The 20,169-nt window shown below is 69.5% G+C and carries 21 protein-coding genes; 17 read left to right on the plus strand and 4 right to left on the minus strand.

The window, feature by feature from the left end:
* The first annotated feature begins 6 nt into the window (after positions 1-6).
* The 8 genes from ABZ345_RS39300 to ABZ345_RS39335 all read left to right on the plus strand — a co-directional run bounded on the left by ABZ345_RS39300 (position 7) and on the right by ABZ345_RS39335 (position 10,420).
* Positions 7-1,533 carry a UDP-N-acetylmuramoyl-L-alanyl-D-glutamate--2,6-diaminopimelate ligase gene (locus ABZ345_RS39300; protein ID WP_359860040.1) on the plus strand — a complete coding sequence of 509 codons (1,527 nt, stop codon included), beginning with the start codon at positions 7-9 and terminating at the stop codon, positions 1,531-1,533.
* Positions 1,530-2,990: a UDP-N-acetylmuramoyl-tripeptide--D-alanyl-D-alanine ligase gene (murF, locus tag ABZ345_RS39305; protein ID WP_359860041.1), complete on the plus strand. Its 1,461-nt coding sequence runs from the start codon at positions 1,530-1,532 to the stop codon at positions 2,988-2,990. The genes ABZ345_RS39300 and murF overlap by 4 nt, the downstream gene beginning before the upstream one ends.
* A complete protein-coding gene (gene mraY / locus ABZ345_RS39310) occupies positions 2,987-4,072 on the plus strand; it encodes a phospho-N-acetylmuramoyl-pentapeptide-transferase (RefSeq protein ID WP_359860042.1) in 1,086 nt (361 codons plus the stop codon). Before murF ends, mraY begins: the two co-directional genes overlap by 4 nt.
* Positions 4,072-5,439, plus strand: coding sequence for a UDP-N-acetylmuramoyl-L-alanine--D-glutamate ligase (murD, locus tag ABZ345_RS39315; protein WP_359860043.1), 1,368 nt, complete (start codon positions 4,072-4,074; stop codon positions 5,437-5,439). The genes mraY and murD overlap by 1 nt, the downstream gene beginning before the upstream one ends.
* Positions 5,440-5,686: 247 nt before the next feature.
* Positions 5,687-7,153: a putative lipid II flippase FtsW gene (gene ftsW / locus ABZ345_RS39320; protein ID WP_359860044.1), complete on the plus strand. Its 1,467-nt coding sequence runs from the start codon at positions 5,687-5,689 to the stop codon at positions 7,151-7,153.
* 17 nt (positions 7,154-7,170) lie between these two features.
* Positions 7,171-8,289 (plus strand): undecaprenyldiphospho-muramoylpentapeptide beta-N-acetylglucosaminyltransferase, encoded by a 1,119-nt coding sequence (murG, locus tag ABZ345_RS39325; protein WP_359860108.1) that lies wholly within the window; start codon positions 7,171-7,173, stop codon positions 8,287-8,289.
* Positions 8,286-9,668 carry a UDP-N-acetylmuramate--L-alanine ligase gene (gene murC, locus ABZ345_RS39330; protein ID WP_359860045.1) on the plus strand — a complete coding sequence of 461 codons (1,383 nt, stop codon included), beginning with the start codon at positions 8,286-8,288 and terminating at the stop codon, positions 9,666-9,668. The genes murG and murC overlap by 4 nt, the downstream gene beginning before the upstream one ends.
* Positions 9,665-10,420: an FtsQ-type POTRA domain-containing protein gene (locus ABZ345_RS39335; protein ID WP_359860046.1), complete on the plus strand. Its 756-nt coding sequence runs from the start codon at positions 9,665-9,667 to the stop codon at positions 10,418-10,420. Before murC ends, ABZ345_RS39335 begins: the two co-directional genes overlap by 4 nt.
* Positions 10,421-10,641: 221 nt before the next feature.
* Here ABZ345_RS39335 and ABZ345_RS39340 read toward each other — a convergent pair whose 3' ends face one another.
* A complete protein-coding gene (locus ABZ345_RS39340) occupies positions 10,642-10,764 on the minus strand; it encodes a hypothetical protein (RefSeq protein ID WP_359860047.1) in 123 nt (40 codons plus the stop codon).
* Between the two features lie 94 nt (positions 10,765-10,858).
* On the opposite strand from ABZ345_RS39340, the gene crtI reads away from it, so the two are divergent.
* Positions 10,859-12,274, plus strand: coding sequence for a phytoene desaturase family protein (gene crtI / locus ABZ345_RS39345; RefSeq protein ID WP_359860048.1), 1,416 nt, complete (start codon positions 10,859-10,861; stop codon positions 12,272-12,274).
* A gap of 27 nt (positions 12,275-12,301) precedes the next feature.
* A complete protein-coding gene (locus ABZ345_RS39350; RefSeq protein ID WP_359860049.1) occupies positions 12,302-12,790 on the plus strand; it encodes a DinB family protein in 489 nt (162 codons plus the stop codon).
* On the opposite strand, the gene ABZ345_RS39355 is transcribed toward ABZ345_RS39350, so the two are convergent.
* Positions 12,787-13,677, minus strand: a complete 891-nt coding sequence (locus tag ABZ345_RS39355; protein WP_359860050.1) for a hypothetical protein — start codon at positions 13,675-13,677, stop codon at positions 12,787-12,789. The genes ABZ345_RS39350 and ABZ345_RS39355 overlap by 4 nt on opposite strands.
* A 331-nt stretch (positions 13,678-14,008) precedes the next feature.
* On the opposite strand from ABZ345_RS39355, the gene ftsZ reads away from it, so the two are divergent.
* The 7 genes from ftsZ to ABZ345_RS39390 all read left to right on the plus strand — a co-directional run bounded on the left by ftsZ (position 14,009) and on the right by ABZ345_RS39390 (position 19,210).
* Entirely contained in the window at positions 14,009-15,316 is a 1,308-nt protein-coding gene (gene ftsZ / locus ABZ345_RS39360) for a cell division protein FtsZ (protein ID WP_359860051.1), read from the plus strand.
* Between the two features lie 79 nt (positions 15,317-15,395).
* Positions 15,396-16,100: a peptidoglycan editing factor PgeF gene (gene pgeF, locus ABZ345_RS39365; protein ID WP_359860052.1), complete on the plus strand. Its 705-nt coding sequence runs from the start codon at positions 15,396-15,398 to the stop codon at positions 16,098-16,100.
* Entirely contained in the window at positions 16,085-16,798 is a 714-nt protein-coding gene (locus tag ABZ345_RS39370) for a YggS family pyridoxal phosphate-dependent enzyme (RefSeq protein ID WP_359860053.1), read from the plus strand. The genes pgeF and ABZ345_RS39370 overlap by 16 nt, the downstream gene beginning before the upstream one ends.
* Before the next feature lie 67 nt (positions 16,799-16,865).
* The gene (locus ABZ345_RS39375) at positions 16,866-17,522 is read left to right on the plus strand and encodes a cell division protein SepF (RefSeq protein WP_359860054.1); all 657 of its coding nucleotides are present in this window, start codon (positions 16,866-16,868) and stop codon (positions 17,520-17,522) included.
* A 9-nt stretch (positions 17,523-17,531) separates the two neighbouring features.
* Positions 17,532-17,816, plus strand: a complete 285-nt coding sequence (locus tag ABZ345_RS39380) for a YggT family protein (RefSeq protein WP_359860055.1) — start codon at positions 17,532-17,534, stop codon at positions 17,814-17,816.
* Positions 17,817-17,863: 47 nt separating this feature from the next.
* A complete protein-coding gene (locus tag ABZ345_RS39385; RefSeq protein ID WP_359860056.1) occupies positions 17,864-18,682 on the plus strand; it encodes a DivIVA domain-containing protein in 819 nt (272 codons plus the stop codon).
* 15 nt (positions 18,683-18,697) lie between these two features.
* Positions 18,698-19,210 (plus strand): hypothetical protein, encoded by a 513-nt coding sequence (locus tag ABZ345_RS39390; protein ID WP_359860057.1) that lies wholly within the window; start codon positions 18,698-18,700, stop codon positions 19,208-19,210.
* Positions 19,211-19,223: 13 nt separating this feature from the next.
* On the opposite strand, the gene ABZ345_RS39395 is transcribed toward ABZ345_RS39390, so the two are convergent.
* A complete protein-coding gene (locus ABZ345_RS39395) occupies positions 19,224-19,688 on the minus strand; it encodes a hypothetical protein (RefSeq protein ID WP_359860058.1) in 465 nt (154 codons plus the stop codon).
* A 12-nt stretch (positions 19,689-19,700) separates the two neighbouring features.
* Positions 19,701-20,147 carry a hypothetical protein gene (locus tag ABZ345_RS39400; protein WP_359860059.1) on the minus strand — a complete coding sequence of 149 codons (447 nt, stop codon included), beginning with the start codon at positions 20,145-20,147 and terminating at the stop codon, positions 19,701-19,703.
* Positions 20,148-20,169 lie beyond the last annotated feature (22 nt).

Here is a 20,169-nt window from a genome sequence, read left to right on the forward strand (position 1 = left end):
TTGCCCGTGCCTGCCAAGCTCGAGGGCAAGGTCGCGACCGCCCCGCCCCGCCCCAACGCCATTCGCCCTGCTTCCGCGGCTGCTCTCGCCGCGGTCGCCGACGTGCACCTGACCAGGCCAGCACATGCCGACGTCCAGGTGACGGGGGTGACGCTGCGTGCACAGCACGTGGTCCCCGGCGACCTCTACGCCGCGCTGCCCGGTGCCCGCGTGCACGGTGCCGACTTCGCCGAGACGGCGATCGCCAACGGTGCCGTCGCGGTGCTCACCGACGAGGCCGGTGCCGCGCGCGAGGCCCTCAAGGACGTGCCCGTGCTGATCCACCCGCGCCCGCGCGAGGTGGTGGGCCTGCTCGCCGCGCACGTCTACGGCCGGCCGTCGACCAAGATCAGGCTGTGGGGTGTGACCGGCACGTCCGGCAAGACCACCACCACGTACATGATCGAGTCCGCGCTCCGGGCCGCGGGGAGGAACACGGGCCTCATCGGCACGGTCGGCACCCGCATCGGCACCGAGCAGCTGGACAGCTCGCACACCACGCCCGAGGCGCCGGACCTGCAGGCGCTGTTCGCGGTCATGGCCGAGCGCGGCATCACCGACGTCGCCATGGAGGTGTCGAGCCACGCGCTGGAGCTGGGCCGCGTCGCCGCCACCGAGTTCGAGATCGGCGCGTTCACCAACCTCAGCCAGGACCACCTCGACTTCCACGCCTCGATGGAGGAGTACTTCGAGGTCAAGGCGCAGCTGTTCGACGGCCGCGCGCGCAAGGAGGTCGTCTGCGCCGACGGCGAGTGGGGTCCCCGGCTGGTCAAGGACACCACGATCACCGTCGCCACGACCAAGCCCGCCACCTGGACCGCGAGCAACGTCGAGGTGAGCCAGACCGGTGAGCAGACGTTCACCGCGCACGGCCCCGACGGCGACATCGAGATCCACCTGCAGCTGGCCGGCAGCTTCAACATCGCGAACGCCCTGCTCGCGATCGCCTGCCTGCACGCGGAGGGCATCCCCGCGCAGGCCATCGCCGAAGGCCTGAGCACCGTCCAGGTCCCCGGCCGCATGCAGCGCGTCGACGAGGGTCAGGCGTTCACCGCGGTCGTCGACTACTCGCACAAGCCCGCCGCCGTCGCGCTCGCGCTGGACGCCGTCCGTGCGAAGACCGACGGCCGGGTGATCATCGTGCTCGGCTGCGGCGGTGACCGCGACCGGGCCAAGCGGCCGCTCATGGGCGAGGCCGCCGCACAACGATCCGACGTGTTGATCATCACCGATGACAACCCCAGGAGCGAAGACGCGTCCTCTATTCGGGCCGCCATGCTCGAAGGGGCTCTCGCCACCGAGAACCGCGGCGAGGTGCTCGAGATCGGTGACCGGAAGCTCGCGATCGACAAGGCCGTCGAGCTGGCCGATCCGGGAGATGTCGTCGTCGTGGCGGGCAAGGGACACGAGACGGGACAAGAGATCGCCGGCGTGATCCACCCGTTCTCGGACGTCGAGACGCTGACCGCCGCGATCAGAGAGGCGCACCGTTGATCGCACTCACGCTCGCCGAGATCGCAGAGATCGTCGGCGGACGCTTGCACGCAACCGATGGCAGCCAGACCGTGACGGGCTCCATCGAGTTCGACACCCGCAAGGTCACCGAGGGCGGCCTCTTCCTGGCCCTTCCCGGTGAGCGCGTGGACGGCCACGACTTCGCCGCCCAGGCGGTCGCGAGCGGCGCGGCCGGCGTGCTGGCCGGACGCGAGGTCGACGCGCCCGCGGTGATCGCGCCGCCGGTGGAGACCAAGCACGCCAACGCCTACGTGCTCGCGGGCGACAAGAACGGCGAGGGCGCCGCGGTGCTCGAGGCGCTGGCCAAGCTCGCCCGGTACGTCACGGACCAGCTCAAGGACCTCACGATCGTCGGGGTCACCGGTTCGGCGGGCAAGACGTCCACGAAGGACCTCATCGCCCAGGTGCTCAGCCCGGTCGGCGAGACCATCGCGCCGCCCGGTTCGTTCAACAACGAGCTCGGCCACCCCTGGACCGCGCTGCGGTCCACCGAGGACACCCGGTTCCTCGTGCTGGAGCTGTCCGCGCGCGGGATCGGCCACATCGCGAACCTGTGCGAGATCGCGCCGCCGCGCTTCGGTGCCGTGCTGAACGTCGGCACCGCGCACCTGTCCGAGTTCGGTTCCAGGGAAGGCATCGCGCAGGGCAAGGGCGAGCTCGTCGAGGCCCTGCCGGAGGACGGCGTCGCGATCCTCAACGCCGACGACCCGCTGGTCGCGGGCATGGCGAGCCGCACGAAGGCCAAGGTCGTCCTCGTCGGCGAGAACAAGAACGCCGACGTCCGCGCGGAGGACATCGAGCTGGACGAGCAGGCCCGCGCGAGCTTCACGCTCAAGACCGCGAAGGGCGACGCACGGGTCAAGCTGGCGTTGAACGGCCCGCACCAGGTGGGCAACGCGCTGGTCGCCGCCGCGATCGCACTGGAGCTGGGCGCCACCCCGCAGGAGGTCGCCGAACGACTGGGCGCCGCCGAACGGGTTTCCGCGCACCGCATGGTGATCACCGACCGGGAGGACGGCGTCACCGTCATCGACGACGCGTACAACGCGAACCCGGACTCGGTGCGGGCGGCGTTGAAGGCGCTCGCGACGATCTCGCGCGCCACCACGCCCGCCCGCCGCAGCTGGGCCGTGCTCGGCCCGATGGCCGAACTGGGTGACGACGCGGTGCGCGAGCACGACGAGATCGGCCGCCTCGTGGTCCGTCTCGACATCAGCAAGCTGGTCGTCATCGGTGACGCGGCCCGCGCGATGCACCAAGGTGCGCACCTGGAAGGATCTTGGGGGGAAGAGTCCGTTCTGGTGCCGGACGCGGACGCGGCGATCGCGTTGCTGCGCGCGGACATCCGGCCCGGTGACGTCGTGCTGGTCAAGGCATCCAACGCCTACCGCCTGTGGCGCATCGCCGAGGCCCTGCTGGAGGCAGGAACCAAGTGAAGAGCATCCTGATCGCGGCAGCGATCGCACTCACGGTGTCGATCCTGCTGACGCCCTACCTGATCAAGGTCTTCTCCCGGCAGGGCTTCGGCCAGGAGATCCGCGAGGACGGTCCGCAGCACCACAAGACCAAGCGCGGCACGCCGACCATGGGTGGCCTCGCCATCCTGGTCGCCATGTGGGCCGGCTACCTCGGCACGCACCTCGTGAACTCGATGTCGGCCTCGGCGTCGGGGCAGACCCCGACGGCGTCCGGCCTGCTCGTGCTGATGCTGACGACGTCGCTGGGGCTCGTCGGCTTCCTCGACGACTTCATCAAGATCCGCAAGGCCCGCAACCTGGGCCTGAACAAGACCGCGAAGCTGGTGGGCCAGTTCATCGCGACGATCACGTTCGCGATCCTGGTGCTGCAGTTCCCGAACAAGGACGGCCTGACGCCCGCGTCGGTCAACCTGTCGTTCGTCCGCGACATCACCGTGGTCTCGTTCGGTGTCGTCGGGTTCATCGTCTTCTGCTACGGCATGGTCGCCGCGTGGTCCAACGCCGTGAACCTGACCGACGGTCTCGACGGCCTGGCCGGTGGCTCGTCGGCGATGGTGTTCGGCACGTACGTGGTGATCTCGTTCTGGCAGTTCCGCTACAACTGCTCCAGCTACGCCGTCGCCGGGTGCTACGACGTGCGCGACCCGCTGGACCTGGCGGTGATCGCGGCCGCCGCGATGGCGGGCTGCATCGGCTTCCTCTGGTGGAACGCCGCCCCGGCCAAGATCTTCATGGGTGACACCGGTTCGCTCGCGCTGGGTGGTCTGGTCGCCGGTCTCGCGATCGCGACTCGCACCGAGCTGCTGATGATCGTCATCGGTGGTCTGTTCGTGGTCGAGGCGCTGTCGGTGGCGTTGCAGGTCGCGGTCTTCCGCACCTCACGACGGCGCCTGTTCCGCATGGCACCGTTCCACCACCACTTCGAACTCGCCGGGTGGGCGGAAACCACTGTCATCATCCGGTTCTGGCTGATGGCGGGCATCTGCTGCATGTTCGGTCTTGGCGTGTTCTACAGCGAGTGGCTGACAGGCGGGATCTGATGACGAAGCTGGCCGGTTCACGGGTACTGGTCGCCGGTGCCGGTGTGACCGGCCGGTCCGCCGCCGAGGCGTTGCTCGCGGCGGGCGCTGAGGTCGTGGTGACGGACTCGTCGCCGGAACGGCTGATGGCGCTCGAGACGCTGCTGGACGGCGTCGAGCTCGTGCCCGGCCTGACCGAGCCGCCCGCCGGGACGTCGCTGGTCGTCACCTCGCCGGGGTGGCAGCCGTCGAGCCCGTTGCTGGCCGCGGCGTCGTCGGCGGGCATCGAGGTGATCGGCGAGGTCGAGCTGGCCTGGCGGATGGCCTCCGAGCTGGCCGACCCGCCGGTGTGGCTGGCGGTCACCGGCACGAACGGCAAGACCACCACGGTCGGCATGCTGGAGTCGATCCTGCACGCCGCCGGTGCGGATGCCGTGGCCTGCGGAAACGTCGGGCTTCCTGTCGTGGACGCGCTGCTGGCCGGACGCCGGGTGCTCGCCGTGGAGCTGTCGAGCTTCCAGCTGCACTGGGCGCCGTCGGTGCGGCCGCAGGCGGGCGCGCTGCTCAACCTCGCCGAGGACCACCTCGACTGGCACGGCGGCATGGAGCCGTACGCGCAGGCCAAGGCCCGGATCCTCACCGGTGACGTGGCGATCGGCTGGCTCGACGACGACCTCGTCGTGGATCTGCTGGAAGAGTCGCCGGCCCGTGACCGCATCGGTTTCACGCTGGACGAGCCCTCGGACGGCCAGCTCGGCGTGCGCGACGGCTGGCTGGTCGACCGCGCGTTCGCCGACGACGAACCGCTGATCGAGGTCTCGAAGATCCGCCCGGCCGGTCCTCCCGGCATCGCGGACGCACTGGCCGCAACGGCTCTGGCGCGTGCATACGGTGTGCCGTCCGAGGCCGTGCGCGAGGGCCTGGAGGCGTTCGAACCGGCAGCTCATCGCGCTGTCCTCGTTACGGTCGCCGCTGATATCCAATATATCAACGACTCGAAGGCGACGAACCCGCACGCTGCCGTGGCGTCGCTAAGGGCGTTCGACAGCGTCGTCTGGATCGCGGGCGGCCTGCTCAAGGGCGCCTCGGTCGACGAGATGGTGCGTGCGGAAGCCCACCGGTTGCGGGGTGCGGTGCTGATCGGCGCCGACCGTGCGGTGATCGCCGAAGCGATGGCTCGTCACGCTCCGGACGTGCCGGTGCGCGTGCTCGACGTCGCCGACGACGACGAGCCGATGGTCGCCGTGGTGCGGGCCGCGCAGGAACTGGCACAGCCCGGCGACACGGTGCTGCTCGCCCCGGCGGCGGCGTCGATGGACATGTTCACCGACTACGCCCATCGCGGGCAGTCGTTCGCGGAGGCCGTCCGGCGGTTGACGTCGGGCTGAAAGCCGTGACCGGTAGGGTGGTGGTGTCGTGACCGCCGGCCTTCACCGCGTCTTTCGGCGCTCAGCAGGGCGCCTCGCGGTACCGGCCCCGCGCCCCCATATGCCCGATATGAGGACGCGGGGCCGGCACCACGATGCACCCGTCTGACCGTCGAAACACGGGGCAAAGGCCGGCGGCCACAACACCATGCAGCGACACGCCACAGGAATCCCCGTTCGAGCGCTTGACACAGGAGACGATGATCTGGTGACCGTCGTCGCCGACAAGCCGAGAAGCAAGCGGAAGGTTCGGACCACGGGCCGTGTCGCGTCGTTGCGCGGCGGTCTGACCTCGTGGCTGAGTCGCCCGCTCGCGGACTTCCACCTGTTGCTCGCGATCTTCGGCATGCTCACGGTGCTCGGTCTGGTGATGGTGCTGTCGGCCTCGGCGCCGGGACAGGTCGCGTCGGGTGTGTCGGCGTACAGCGTGTTCCAGAAGCAGCTGATCTACGTCTGCATCGGCGCCGTGCTGTTCTGGCTGGTGCTGCGGTTTCCGTTGCGGCGCCTGCGACATCTGTCGACGGCCGCGATGGGCATCGGCGTGCTGCTGCTGGTTCTGGTGCTGACGCCGCTGGGCGATGTCCGCGGTGGCGCACGGTCGTGGTTCACCGTCGGGCCGATCTCGTTCCAGCCGATCGAGGCGGTCAAGCTCGCGCTGGCGTTGTGGGGCGCGCACGTGCTCGTCACCAAACGGGCGTTGCTGTCGCAGTACCGGCATCTGCTGGTACCCGTCGTACCGGTCGCGATGCTGGTGTTCGCGCTGGTCATGCTGCAGCCCGACCTCGGCGGCACGATCACGCTCGGCGTGGTGCTGATCAGCCTGCTGTGGTTCGTGGGCGCGCCGATGCGGTTGTTCGGCGTGATCGCCGGTGGCGCGGTGGCCGGTGCCGTCGTGCTCGCGATCGGTGCCGCGTACCGGTTGCAGCGCGTGTCGACGTTCCTCAACCCCGACGCCGATCCGCAGGGCGCGGGTCTGCAGGCCCGTCAGGCGATGTTCGCGCTCGCCGAGGGCGGCCTGTTCGGCAAGGGGCTCGCGCAGGGCAGCTCGCAGTGGCGGTACCTGCCCAACGTCGAGTCGGACTTCATCTTCGCCGTCATCGGCGAGGAGCTCGGGTTCGTCGGGTGCGCGCTGGTGCTGGCGCTGTTCGGCGGCCTCGCGTGGGTCGGGCTGCGGGTGGCGTGGCGCAACACCGACCCGTGGATCCGGATCGTGTCCGCGACGCTCACGGTGTGGCTGGTCGCGCAGGCCGCGATCAACATCGGCTACGTCGTGCGGCTGCTGCCCGTCACCGGCATCACGCTGCCGATGATCTCCTCCGGCGGCACGTCCGTCGTGATGACCATGATCGTGTTCGGCATCCTCGCGAACTGCGCCCGGCACGAGCCCGAAGCCGTGGCGGCGCTGCGGTCGCTCGGTCCCGGCCGGGTCGGCTGGCTGCTCAAGCTGCCCGCGCCCGAGGCGTACCGGCCGCCGCCCAAGCGCAAGCCGGTCCGCCCGTCCACGCCTCCCCGCGCGCCGGGCAGGCGCACCGCGCAACTTCCGGTCGTCGACGAACGTCGTATGGCCGGAAGGTCCGCTCCGCCGTCGGAGTACCGTCGCCGCGAAACGCGGCGGGTGAACCAGAGCCGTTCCGAACAGGGACGGTCGACCCGCGGCCGCGGGCGATACAACTGATTCGAGTCAAAACCAATATCCGGAGGCAAGTCTTGACCGGGCACCCTGCCCCCAGTGGTCCGTGCGTCGTGGTCGCAGGTGGTGGCACCGCGGGACACATCGAGCCGGCACTGGCGCTGGCCGACGCGGTCATGCGACTGCGACCGGACGCACGCGTCGTCGCGCTCGGCACCGAGCGCGGCCTGGAGACCAAGATCGTGCCGGCCCGCGGCTACCCGCTGGAGCTGATCCCGCCGGTGCCGATGCCGCGCAAGCCCACGCTGGACCTGCTCAAGCTGCCGCTGAACGTGCGCGGCGCGGTGAAGCAGACCCGCGAGGTGCTGGAACGCGTCGGCGCGGACGTCGTCGTCGGCTTCGGCGGCTACGTGGCGCTGCCCGCGTACCTGGCCGCGCGTGGCCGGGTGCCGATCGTGGTGCACGAGGCGAACGCCAAGGCCGGTCTCGCGAACAAGGTCGGCGCCAAGTTCGCCGCGCACGTCGCGGCCGCCGTGCCGGACTCGGGCCTCACGGACGCGCAGATCATCGGCATCCCGCTGCGCCAGTCGATCACGACGCTCAACCGCGCGGCGTTGCGCGACGAGGGCCGCCGCTTCTTCGGTCTCGACCCGCACGCGCCGGTCCTGCTCGTGTTCGGTGGCTCGCAGGGCGCGCGGTCGATCAACGAGGCCGTCGCACCCGCGGCGGCGGCGTTCGCCCAGGCGGGCGTCGGCGTGCTGCACGCGTACGGTCCGAAGAACAGCGTTGCGGTGCAACAGGTTCCGGGCGCGCCCGCGTACGTGCCGGTGCCGTACCTGGAGCGCATGGACCTGGCGTACGCCGCCGCGGACGCCGTGCTGTGCCGCTCGGGCGCGATGACCGTCGCCGAGGTCTCGGCCGTCGGTCTGCCCGCGGTGTTCGTGCCGCTGCCCCACGGCAACGGCGAGCAAGCGCTGAACGCGGGCCCTGTCGTCTCCGCCGGTGGTGGCCTGCTGGTGCCGGACGCGGAGCTCACGCCCGAGAAGGTCGCCTCGCTGGTGGTGCCGCTGATGGCCGACCGCGCGCGGCTGGCCGCCATGTCCCAGGCGACTTTGGGCACCGGTCGTCGTGAAGCCGACGAGATCCTGGCCCGCGCCGTCCTGGAGGTGATCAAGAAGTGAGCCTCGAACGCGTTCACCTCGTGGGCATCGGTGGTGCCGGAATGAGCGGCATCGCCCGCATTCTGCTGGCGCGTGGCGTGCAGGTGTCCGGTTCGGACGCCAAGGACTCGCGGACCGTCCTGGCTCTGCGTGCCCAGGGTGCGCGGATCGCCGTGGGCCACGACTCCTCGAACCTCGACCAGCTCGACGGAGGTCCGACCGAGGTCGTGGTGTCGACCGCGATCAAGGCGTCGAACCCGGAGTACTCGGCGGCTCGCGAGCGCGGCATCACGGTGCTGCGCCGCGCGGAAGCGTTGGCCGCGTTGATGGAAGACCATCGGGTCGTGTGTGTTGCCGGCACGCACGGCAAGACGTCGACCACCTCGATGTTGACCGTCGCCTTGCAGCACTGCCGGTTGGACCCGTCGTTCGCCATCGGTGGTGACCTGAACGAGTCCGGTGCGAACGCTCACCAGGGCACCGGCGGTGTGTTCGTGGCCGAGGCGGACGAGTCTGACGGCTCGTTCCTGTTCTTCTCGCCGTCGGTCGCCGTCGTGACGAACGTCGAAGCGGACCACCTCGACCACCACGGAACCGTTGAGGCGTACACGGCCGTGTTCGACTCGTTCCTGGACCGGATCGTGCCGGGTGGCGTGCTGGTGTCCTGTGTGGACGATCCGGGCGCGGCGCGGTTGATCACCGAGGCTCGTGCTCGTGGCATCCGTGTGCGTGAGTACGGCCGTGGCGCTGCCGACGCGCGCATCGTCGACTACAAGCCCGCCGAGTCCGGTGGCCTGGCGTCGGTCGAGATCGACGGTGTGGCCGTGGAGGTCAAGGTCGCGGTGCCGGGTGAGCACATGGCGTTGAACGCCGTTGCCGCTCTGCTCGCCGGTCTCGAGCTCGGTGCCGACCAGGCCGGGATGCTCGAGGGTCTCGCTGCCTTCGGTGGCGTGCGGCGGCGGTTCGAGTTCAAGGGCCGCGCCAACGGCGTGTCGGTCTACGACGACTACGCGCACCACCCGACCGAGGTCGACGCACAGCTGCGTGCGGCACGTCCAGTCGCTGGGGCGGGCCGTGTCATCGTGGTGTTCCAGCCGCACCTGTACTCGCGCACCCGCACGTTCGCCACCGAGTTCGCCGCCGCTCTGTCGCTGGCCGACGAAGTGGTCGTGCTGGACGTGTACGGCGCCCGCGAGGAGCCGGAGCCGGGCGTGACCGGTGGGCTGATCGCCGACCAGGTAACGGCTTCCGTGCACTACGAGCCGTCGTTCGACCGGGTGCCCGCTCTGGTGGCGTCGCTGGTCCGCGACGGCGACCTGGTGGTGACCATGGGCGCGGGTGACGTGACGATGCTCGGGCCCGAGATCGTCAGCGCACTGTCGGAGCAAGTGCAGGCATGAGCGCCCCGGTTCGCGGCAGGTCCACGCGAGTACGCCCCGCCTCGAACCGGCGGCCGAAGATGAGTGCCGAGTACCGGGCGCGGCGCAGGGTGATCCTGCGCCGCCGCCTGGTCGCGGTGCTGACGTTGCTCTCCATCGTGGGTTTGTCTTACAGCGTGTTCTTCACGCCGTTGCTGGGTGTTCGCAGCGTGGACGTCCACGGCGCCGTGGTGCTGACAGACGACGAGGTCCGCCGTGCCGCCGCCATCGAGCCCGGCTCTCCGTTGGTGCGCCTGGATCTCGCCGGCATCCGCGAGCGCGTGGCCGCCGTGCCCCGCGTTGCCCGCATCGAGGTGGAACGCCAGCTGCCGGGCACCGTGCGGCTGCTGATCACCGAACGCGTCCCCGTCGGTTCGGTGAAGCTGCCCGACGGCTTCCACCTGGTCGACTCCACCGGCAAGGACTACGCGGTCCTCCCCGCGGCGGCACCGGGCGTACCCGAACTGGTGCTCGCCGCTCCGTCGTCCGCGGACCCGGCCACTCGCGCCGTGGTCGGGGTCGTGAACGAGCTGCCGGAGAAGCTGCGGCCCGACGTGATCGCGGTGGCGGCCACGTCCGGTGCCGACGTGAAGGTGACGCTGTCCGGCAACCGCGTGGTGAAGTGGGGCAGCTCCGACGACACCCCGCGCAAGGCGGCTGTGCTGCTGGTGCTGCTCTCGCGGGAGGGCACGACGTACGACGTGTCGTCCCCGGAACTGGCCACGGTTTCCTGATTCTTCGACAGTCCTGATTCTTCGACAGGGGTGGGATCGGCGGCCCTGCCCGGTCCGATCCGATCCCACCCGCTGTCAGCCTTCAGCGCGCCAACGACCCTGGTGCCGGCGAGCGTGAGTCACGGCTGTGGTGCCGGTGGCCGTGATGGTGTCGGAAATCGGCGCGGACGCCGGTACGGGGACCGAGGAGTCGGCTGGGAGCACACGGACATCCGCTCCCGTCAGCCGTTCACCCTGAGCGCTGTCGCGACCCGCACGAGCAGGCCGCCCAGCCTGCTGGTCACGAGTTCCAACACGATCGCCTCGATGACGAGCGAACGCACGGACGCGGGTGCGGGTGCCAAGACGGGCCTCCTCGTAGTGAACGACTACCGTGCTCATCGGACTGCTCCGCGCGGCATTAGCCGTATTGGTCGTTGTCACCCGAAGGAAGTACGCATGGCAGGACACGTCGTGGTGGTGGGCGCCGGTCTTGCCGGACTGTCCGCCGCGTTGCACCTGCAGGGCACCGGCCGGCGGGTCACCGTGCTCGAAAAGGCTGACGTGCCAGGAGGTCGCGCCGGGACCGTCCAGGTGGGCGGGTTCACCGCCGACAGCGGTCCCACGGTGCTGACGATGCCCGAGTACCTGGACGAGGCGTTCGGCGCGGTGGGAGAGCGGCTCGCGGACTGGCTGACGCTCGACCGGGTCGACCCCGCCTATCGCGCACGGTTCGCGGACGGGTCTTCCCTCGCCGTGCACACCGACGGTTCCGCGATGGAGGACGAGGTCCGCACCGTCTGCGGCGCAAGGGAGGCGGCCGGGTACCGGGAGCTGCGGCGGTGGCTGGGCGAGCTGTACGCGGTGCAGCGGGAGCGCTTCATCGGTGCCAACTTCGACTCGCCGCTCGACCTGCTCCGGCCGGAACTGCTCAGGCTGGCGAGCCTCGGCGGGTTCGGGCGGCTGGAGTCTCAGCTGCGGCGGTTCATCAAGGACGAGCGGCTGATCCGGCTGTTCTCGTTCCAGGCGCTGTACGCGGGAGTGCCGCCGCAGCAAGCCCTCGCGGCGTACGCGGTCATCGCGTACATGGACACCATCGCGGGCGTGTACTACCCACGCGGCGGGATGCACGCCGTGCCGCAAGCGCTCAGCAAGGCGGCGGAGAAGCACGGCGCAGAGTTCCGTTACGGCACAACGGTCACGCGTCTGGAGTGGAGTGGCGCACGGGTCAAAGCCGTCCATACCGCCGAAGAGCGCATCGAGTGTGACGCCGTGGTGCTGGCGTGTGAGCTCCCCGACGCGTACCGGTTGCTCGGTAAACGCCCGCGACGGCTGGTCAAGCACCGTTGGTCGCCATCGGCCGTGGTGCTGCACGCCGCGACGGATCGCACGTGGGACCTCGGCCACCACAACATCCTGTTCGGCGCGGCCTGGCGCGACACGTTCGACGAGGTCGTCCACAAGGGACAGTTGATGTCGGACCCGTCGCTGCTCGTCACGCACGCGCAGAACGGCCTGCATTACGTGCTGGCGCCGTGCCCGAACCTCGAGACAGGCCCGATCGACTGGCCGCGAATCGCACCCAGGTACCGCGACGAGCTGGTAGCCACGCTCGAGAAGCGCGGCCTCGACGGCTTCGGCGCGGCGATCCAGGACGAGCACCTCGTCACGCCACCGGACTGGGGCAACGCCGCGGGCACGCCGTTCGGGCTCGCCCACACCTTCGCCCAGACCGGGCCGTTCAGGCCGCGCAACGTCGTCAAGGGCGCCGAGAACGTGGCGTTGGCGGGCGCGGGCACCACACCGGGCGTCGGGGTGCCTCCGGTGCTGATCTCCGGACGTCTCGCGGCCCAGCGGATAAATGCGGTGCGGTGACAACGGCGCTCCTGCACGCTGCGCCGCATGACACGTACCGCACCACCACTGGTCGCCGACGAGCGCGCGACCTACACGGCCCTGTTGGACTACCTGCGCGCCACGATCGAGCTGAAGGTCGACGGTCTGGCCGACGACGACGCAACGCGCGCGGTGCTGCCGTCGAAGCTGACGACGGCCGCAGGTCTGGTGAAGCACGTGCGGTGGGTGGAGCACCACTGGTTCGAGGTGGTGCTGGCCGGACGCGAGTCGCGCGCGCCGTACACGATGGAGGACCCCGACGCGGACTGGCGCGTCGAAGAAGGCGAGACGCTCGCCCGGTTGCTCGGCGAGTACCGGGACCAGTGCGAGACCAGCCGCGCGATTCTGGCCGACCTGGACCAGGTCGTGCCGTTGCGGGGCGACCGGACGGTCTCGGCCCGATGGGTGCTCGCGCACGTCATCGAGGAGACCGCCCGGCACGCCGGTCAGCTGGACGTGGTCAGGGAGTTGCTGGACGGAACGGTCGGCGACTAGGCGGCGGTGACGTGCCAGGTCTGGACGGGGATGAAGGGCGGGTACTCGGGAACCGCCCACGCGTGGTCGTCGCCGGGAGTGAGGAGCCGCTCGCCCGACCAGACGCGGTAGGTGCCGACGGCGGTGCGGTCGAACCTCCAGTGCTGGCCGGTGTCGGCGATGTCGCATTCGCTCAGCGCGTCGACCACGGCTTCGGCACCGGCCTCGGCGTTGAGGCACTTGTCGTTCGCCAGGCTGCGCAGCGCGGTGCCGCCGCCGGCCAGCTCGACCCGCTGGAACCTCTGTCCTGCCACGTCGGCGCAGGGCAGCGACTTGGGAGTGGACGAACCGTCGACACCGAGACACCCGTAGTCCAGCGCCACGGCCTCGAGCCGCACGACCTGGCCCGCGGTGTCGGCCGGTGGAGCCGTGGTCCCGGTCTGCCGCACCCGCCACCGCTGGTGGTCGGAGTCGGCGACCATCGGCTCCGCGTACACGTTGACGTCGTTGGACGAGCTGTCGACGTAGTCGTCGCCGTACTTGATCCGCACTGTGCCGTCCCGGTCCGCGACCAGTTCCGCGTGCTGGTAGTCCGACTTCTCGTCGCACCAGAAGTTCGTCAGGCTGAAGTTGGCCTCGACGCAGTCGCGCATCGTGGTGTTGCGCAGGATGACCCTGCCGTCGCCGACCGGGATCTGTTCCCAGCGCTGGTCAGGAGCTCCTGTGCAGTCGGCGAGCACCACCCTCGGACGGTCGGGCGCGGGGTCGACCTCGATCTGCAGGCACGTGCCCCGAGCCACGCTGGTGATCTCGATGATCGGATTTCCTTCTGCCGCACTGGCGGGTGCGACCGTCACTGCCCCCAGAGCGATCGCGGCCAGCGCGACGCTCAGCATCTTCGTCCCCATCTACTGACAGTAGCGACCGGTCACCGGAAAATGAGGTGGAAGCGGCGTAGGTGTGGGCGAGACGATCTCTGATTCGACGTCCGACTACGCTTGTGGTGCGTCGTCCTCAGGGCCGTGCGCGCTACTTGACGGCACGACCGGGGAGTAGTAGCGCACAGTGTTGGGACCCTACGGCGTGGCTGCTGGACCGACGCACCGCCGGTGCTTACCGTCCAGCAGGAACATACGGGGTTGACATAACTCATGATCTCGACGAGAGGTTGAGGGTTTCAATCCGGGTGCATCACCACCCAGCACCACAGCACGGACCACGATCAGGAAGGCGGATCCGATGACGCCCCCGCACAACTACCTCGCGGTGATCAAGGTCGTCGGCATCGGTGGTGGCGGCGTCAACGCCGTCAACCGCATGATCGAGGTCGGGCTCAAGGGCGTCGAGTTCATCGCGGTGAACACCGACGCACAGGCCTTGCTGATGTCTGATGCCGACGTCAAGCTCGACATCGGCCGCGAGTTGACCCGCGGTCTCGGTGCCGGCGCGAACCCGGAGGTCGGGCACAGGGCCGCCGAAGACCACCGCGAGGAGATCGAGGAGGTCCTCAAGGGGGCCGACATGGTCTTCGTGACCGCCGGCGAGGGCGGCGGCACCGGCACCGGCGGCGCGCCGGTGGTGGCCTCGATCGCCCGCAAGCTCGGCGCACTGACCATCGGTGTCGTCACGCGGCCGTTCTCCTTCGAGGGCAAGCGCCGTGCCAAGCAGGCGGAAGACGGCATCCAGGCGCTGCGCAACGAGTGCGACACGCTGATCGTCATCCCCAACGACCGGCTGCTCCAGCTGGGTGACATCGGTGTCAGCCTGATGGACGCGTTCCGCTCGGCCGACGAGGTGCTCCTCTCCGGTGTCCAGGGCATCACCGACCTGATCACGACCCCCGGTCTGATCAACCTGGACTTCGCCGACGTCAAGTCGGTCATGTCCGGCGCGGGCTCGGCGTTGATGGGCATCGGTTCCGCGCGCGGTGAGGGCCGCGCCGTCCAGGCCGCGCAGAAGGCGATCAACTCGCCGCTGCTGGAGGCCTCGATGGAGGGCGCGCACGGCGTGCTGCTCTCGATCGCGGGTGGCTCCGACCTGGGCCTGTTCGAGATCAACGAGTCCGCGTCGCTGGTCCAGGAGGCCGCGCACCCGGACGCGAACATCATCTTCGGTACGGTCATCGACGACTCCCTCGGCGACGAGGTGCGGGTCACGGTGATCGCCGCCGGGTTCGACAGCGGCGGGCCCACGCACAAGAAGCTGGAGCCGACGGCGTTGTCCTCGGCGCCTCGCACGGCCACCGGCCCGATCGCCACGGCGTCGGCCGCGCCCACGCACGCACCTGTGCCGCAGCCGTTCGCTCAGACGCACACGCCTCCTCCGCCGGTGGCGCCGCCCGTTCCTCAGCCCGAGGTCCGTCAGGCGCCGCCCGTGACGCAGCCGCCCGCCACCGTGCCGCCGCAGCCTTCGCCGGTGCAGGGCAACGGGTACGTGCCGAGCGTGCCGCGGTCGCTGTCGCAGAACGGCTCGCTCCCGTCGCGTCCGGTGCCGGTCACCGAGGACCCGGACGACGAGGTGGACGTGCCGCCGTTCATGCGGCGATAACTGCTGGATGATCTTGTCGGACCCCCTGAGTACCTTTGGTTCTCAGGGGGTTCTTTCTATGTCGAACTAGGGTGTGAGCGTGCGCATTCGTCGTGTTGTCACCACTCGTGCTGGTGGCGTGTCCAAGGCTCCGTACGACTCGTTCAACCTCGGCGACCACGTGGGGGACGACGAGAAGGCCGTCGAGGCAAACCGCGCCCGACTCGCCGAGGGCATCGGTCTCACGCCGGACCGTCTGGTCTGGATGGAGCAGGTGCACGGCCGGACCGTCGGGGTGGTCGACGGTCCGCAGGCCGAGCCGCTGGAGGCGACCGACGGCGTCGTGACGAAACAGCCTGGCCTCGGGCTCGTGGTGCTCACGGCCGATTGCGTCCCGGTGCTGCTCGGCGACGAGGAGGCCGGCGTGATCGGCGCGGTCCACGCCGGGCGTGTCGGCGCGCGTGTCGGGGTCGTCGTCGAGACCTTGAAAGCGATGATGGCGCAGGGTGCCGAGCTCGAACGCATCGAGGTGCTGCTCGGCCCAGCGGTGTGCGGCGAGTGCTACGAGGTGCCCGCCGACATGCAGCGGGACGTCGAGAAGCACCTGCCCGGCAGCGCCTCGAAGTCGCGCAAGGGCACGCCCGCGCTCGATCTGCGGGCAGGGCTCTGGAACCAGCTGGGCAGCGCCGGCGTCGGCAAGATCGGCGTCGACCCGCGCTGCACGTTCGAGGAGAAGGACCTCTTCAGCCACCGCCGCCAGGCCCCGACCGGACGGCTCGCGTCGGTCATTTGGATCGAGCCGTGACAGGCAGGAGAGAAGAGCTCGCCGCGAACCTCGCGGAGGTAGAAGAGCGCATCGCCAACGCCTGCAAAGCGGCGGGCCGTGATCGTTCCGAAGTGATGTTGCTCGCGGTGACGAAAACCTGGCCCGCGAGCGATGTCGAGCTCCTGTACGAGCTCGGCTTGCGGAATTTCGCGGAAAACAGGGATCAGGAAGCCAGCGAGAAAGTCGGCCAGTTGAGACATCTCGACGGCGCGAGATGGCACATGGTCGGCCGGTTGCAGCGGAACAAGGCGAAGTCCGTCGTCGAGTGGGCCGACCAGGTCGACTCGGTGGACAGCGTGAGGCTGGCCGAGGCACTGGCGAGGGCGGCGCACGCGAAGGGCGTGAAGCTCGACGTGTTGCTGCAGGTGAGCATCGACGGCGACACGTCACGAGGTGGTTGTGCCGTCCCGGATGTCGCGGAACTGGCTGGCGTGATCACTCGTTCGGGTGATCTTATTCTCCGAGGTGCGATGACTGTCGCACCGCGGACGATGAAGCCATCGCAGGCGTTTGAGGCGTTGGCGTCAGTGGTATCAGGCCTACGTGATGATCATCCCACTGCCACCCGGGTGTCAGCGGGGATGAGCGGAGACCTGGAAGATGCCATCTCGCACGGATCGACCTGTGTGCGTGTCGGAACGGCGTTGCTCGGGAGCAGGCGGCTAACGTTGCCGTAGGTTGTCGGGAACCTCGGGACCGTCCGCACCGTCCCTATTAGTGGGGAACCGCCGAGGAGGGGCTGGAATGAGCGCTTTGCACAAGCTGAAGGCCTACTTCGGGATGGTCCCCGCCGAGTACGCAGACGACCCCGGCTACGACGACGACCGCGGCCGCTACGGCGACTACCGGTCCGAGTACGCGGCCGAGGCCGACGACTACGACCCCTACCCGCGGCGCAACCGCGTGTTCACACCGGGCCGGTCGGAGCTCTCGGGCTCCGGATACCGGGCCGACATCGACGAGTCGGACGACTACGAGCCGGAGTCGCGGCGCGGGGGCAGCCCCTCGAGCACGCGGCGCTGGACCGCCGATGCACCCCCGGTGCACGGCGCACTCGCGGTCGAGCCGCAGCGCGAGCCCGTGAGCAGGCTGCGTCCAGTCGCCGAGCCGGCAGGCAACCCGTTGGCGCGCATCACCACGCTGCACCCCCGTAACTACAGCGAGGCGCGCACGATCGGGGAGCACTACCGCGACGGCACTCCAGTGATCTTGAACCTGACCGACATGGACGACGCGGACGCCAAGCGTCTCGTCGACTTCTCGGCCGGTCTCGCGTTCGCTCTTCGCGGGTCCATGGACAAGATCACCAGCAGGGTGTTCCTTCTCTCACCGCCCAACGTCGACGTGACGGCGGAGGATCGGCGGAAGCTGGCGGAGGGTGGGTTCGGGAACCACGGTTAGAGTTGACCCGTGGACCCGATCCGTCTCGTCATCTTCTACGTCCTCTTCGCGTTCTCCCTGTTCCTGACCGCGCGTGTCGTGGTCGAGATGGTGAGGACCTTTGCGAGGGAGTGGCGCCCCGCGGGCGGCGTGGCCGTGACGCTGGAGACCGTTTACACCGTGACCGACCCACCGGTCCGCGTCGTCCGTCGGATCATCCCGACTGTGCGGATCGGGGGCGTCGGGCTGGACCTATCGATTATTGTGCTGTGGCTGGTCGTTATCATTCTGATGCGATTCGCAGATCCCAGGTGACGGGGAACCGGGGATGACCGCAGCCCAGGAGTGCGAGAGGTGATCCGATGCCGTTGACCCCCGCTGACGTGCACAACGTTGCATTCAGCAAGCCGCCGATTGGCAAGCGGGGCTACAACGAGGACGAGGTGGACGCGTTCCTCGACCTGGTTGAGGGCGAGCTGGCCCGCTTGATCGAGGAGAACAACGACCTCCGTCAGCAGGTCGAGCAGCTCGACCAGCAGCTCGAGACCGCGCGTGCCGACCTCGACGACGCGCGGGCGAAGGCTTCTTCCTCCGGCCCCATGACGAGCCGTATGCCGGTCGAGGAGCCGCGCCGCCTGGCGCCGGTCCCGCCGCCCACGGTCATGGAGCAGACGTCCCCTGGCGGGGGCGGCGACCACCACGTGCAGGCTGCCAAGGTCCTGGGTCTCGCCCAGGAGATGGCGGACAGGCTGACCGGCGAGGCCAAGGCCGAAGCCGACGGCATGCTGTCCGAGGCCCGCACGAAGTCGGAGCAGTTGCTGTCCGAGGCCCGTGCCAAGGCCGACACGATGGTCAACGAGGCGCGCACGCGTGCCGAGACCATGCTGAACGACGCGCGCACGCGTTCCGAGACGCTCGAGCGGCAGGCCCGTGAGAAGGCCACGGCGCTCGACCGCGACGCGCAGCGCAAGCACGCCGAGGTGATGGGCAACATCACCCAGGAGAAGAACACGCTCGAGAAGCAGATCGACAAGCTGCAGACGTTCGAGCGCGAGTACCGCACGCGACTGAAGACGATGCTCGAGTCGTCCCTGCGCGACCTGCAGGACCGCGGCCCGGCCGCTCCGTCCGAGGGCCGTTCCCAGGGCTACTCCTTCGGCGCACGCGCCGAAGCGGGCTGAACTACTGTCCACTAGGTGCTCTTCGTAGTTCTACTTCTGGTGCTGGCTGCCCTCGGGTTGCTCGTGCCCGCACTGACCACGTCCGACACGATCTGGGCGTGGTCGTCCGTGGGCGCGAGCGTGCTCGCCGCCGTGGTTCTGATCTGGGACTGGTGGCGACGACGTCCGGGGGACCCCGCAGCCGCCGCGCAGAGTGTAGATCAACTAGCTGTCGCTGATGATCAACGGGTGGTGGTGCCGGCAGAAGCCGACATGCCGCCCGCTGACGAGGAACCACCGGAAGAGGACACCGACGCGGCAGACCTGCTCGCGGTGGCCGATCTGGTGGACGAGGTGCGGGTGCTGGACGAGCGGCCCCGATACCACCTGAGCTCGTGTTCCTGGCTCGCCGGGAGGCCCACGCTGGGCCTCCCGGCGCAGGAAGCACGGCAACTGCAGTTCACGCCGTGCGCCGTGTGCCGGCCTGACGCGACATTGGTGTCCCGTCACCGCGCGGCCCGCCAGGAGGTCTCCGACGACCACGCCTGACGGCGGGGTGCCGTCAGCGGCGGTAGCTGACCTTCGCGCGGAACGTGCTGTCCGGTCGGTCCCCGTTGTGGTGCTCGGCAGCGCCGTCGAACTCCGAGATCAGGCCCTCGGCGTTGAACGCGATGTGCTCGACGGCGAAGTCGCCGCCCTCGTCCCACGAGCCCAGCCCGTGGTAGACGACGTGCACCCTCTCATCCGCGAAGTCGCCCTCGCCGATGCGCTGCCCGTCGTGGCGGGCGAGCTCGATCATGATGTAGTCCCGCTCGTCCGGGGACTCGCCCTTGATCCGGATCAGGTTGCCCTTCTCCGGGTCCTCCCGCACGGAGAACAGGCTCGGCGGCGTCCAGCTGCCCGAACTGCCGTGGGTGGGCGACGAGTCCTTGTCGGAGTCCCAGATGAGGTAGCCGGTCGGTTCGGCCGAGGCCGGAGTGGCGGTGGCGAGCACTAATGCGGCCGCGGCCAGCACAGAGCGAATCATGAATCCCCCAGGTCAGCGGTTGAAGTCGACTCGGACGCGGAACGCGTTCGAGGGCAGGTCGTCCCGGCAGGTGTGGATGATCGACGCCTGGAACACGTCGGTCCACCCGTCGGCGTTGTACTCGACGCGGTCGACGGTGAAGTCGGCCGTGTCGTCCCTGCAGGCGTACCCGCCGTTCACGACCAGGACCTTCTCGTCGTGGTACGAGCCGGGCGTGATCAGTTGTCCGTCGTGCCGGGACAGCTCGACCAGGACGTAGTCGTCCAGGCCGTTGTGCTCGGCGTGGACCCTGATGGCGTTGTCGGACCGCCGCAGTCCGACTCGGATCTCCTCGGCCGGAGCCGACCAGTGCGCGGACCGGCCGTGCACCGGCCAGGCGTTGGCTTCGGCCTCGAAGGAGAAGTCCTGCACCGGTGTGACGGTGGAGCTGAGCAAGGCGGCGAGTGCCAGAATTTTCACGTGATCCCCCAATCACCTCGCT

Origin of the sequence: Lentzea sp. NPDC005914 (assembly GCF_040629405.1) — a bacterium.
In the GTDB taxonomy this organism is placed as follows: domain Bacteria; phylum Actinomycetota; class Actinomycetes; order Mycobacteriales; family Pseudonocardiaceae; genus Lentzea.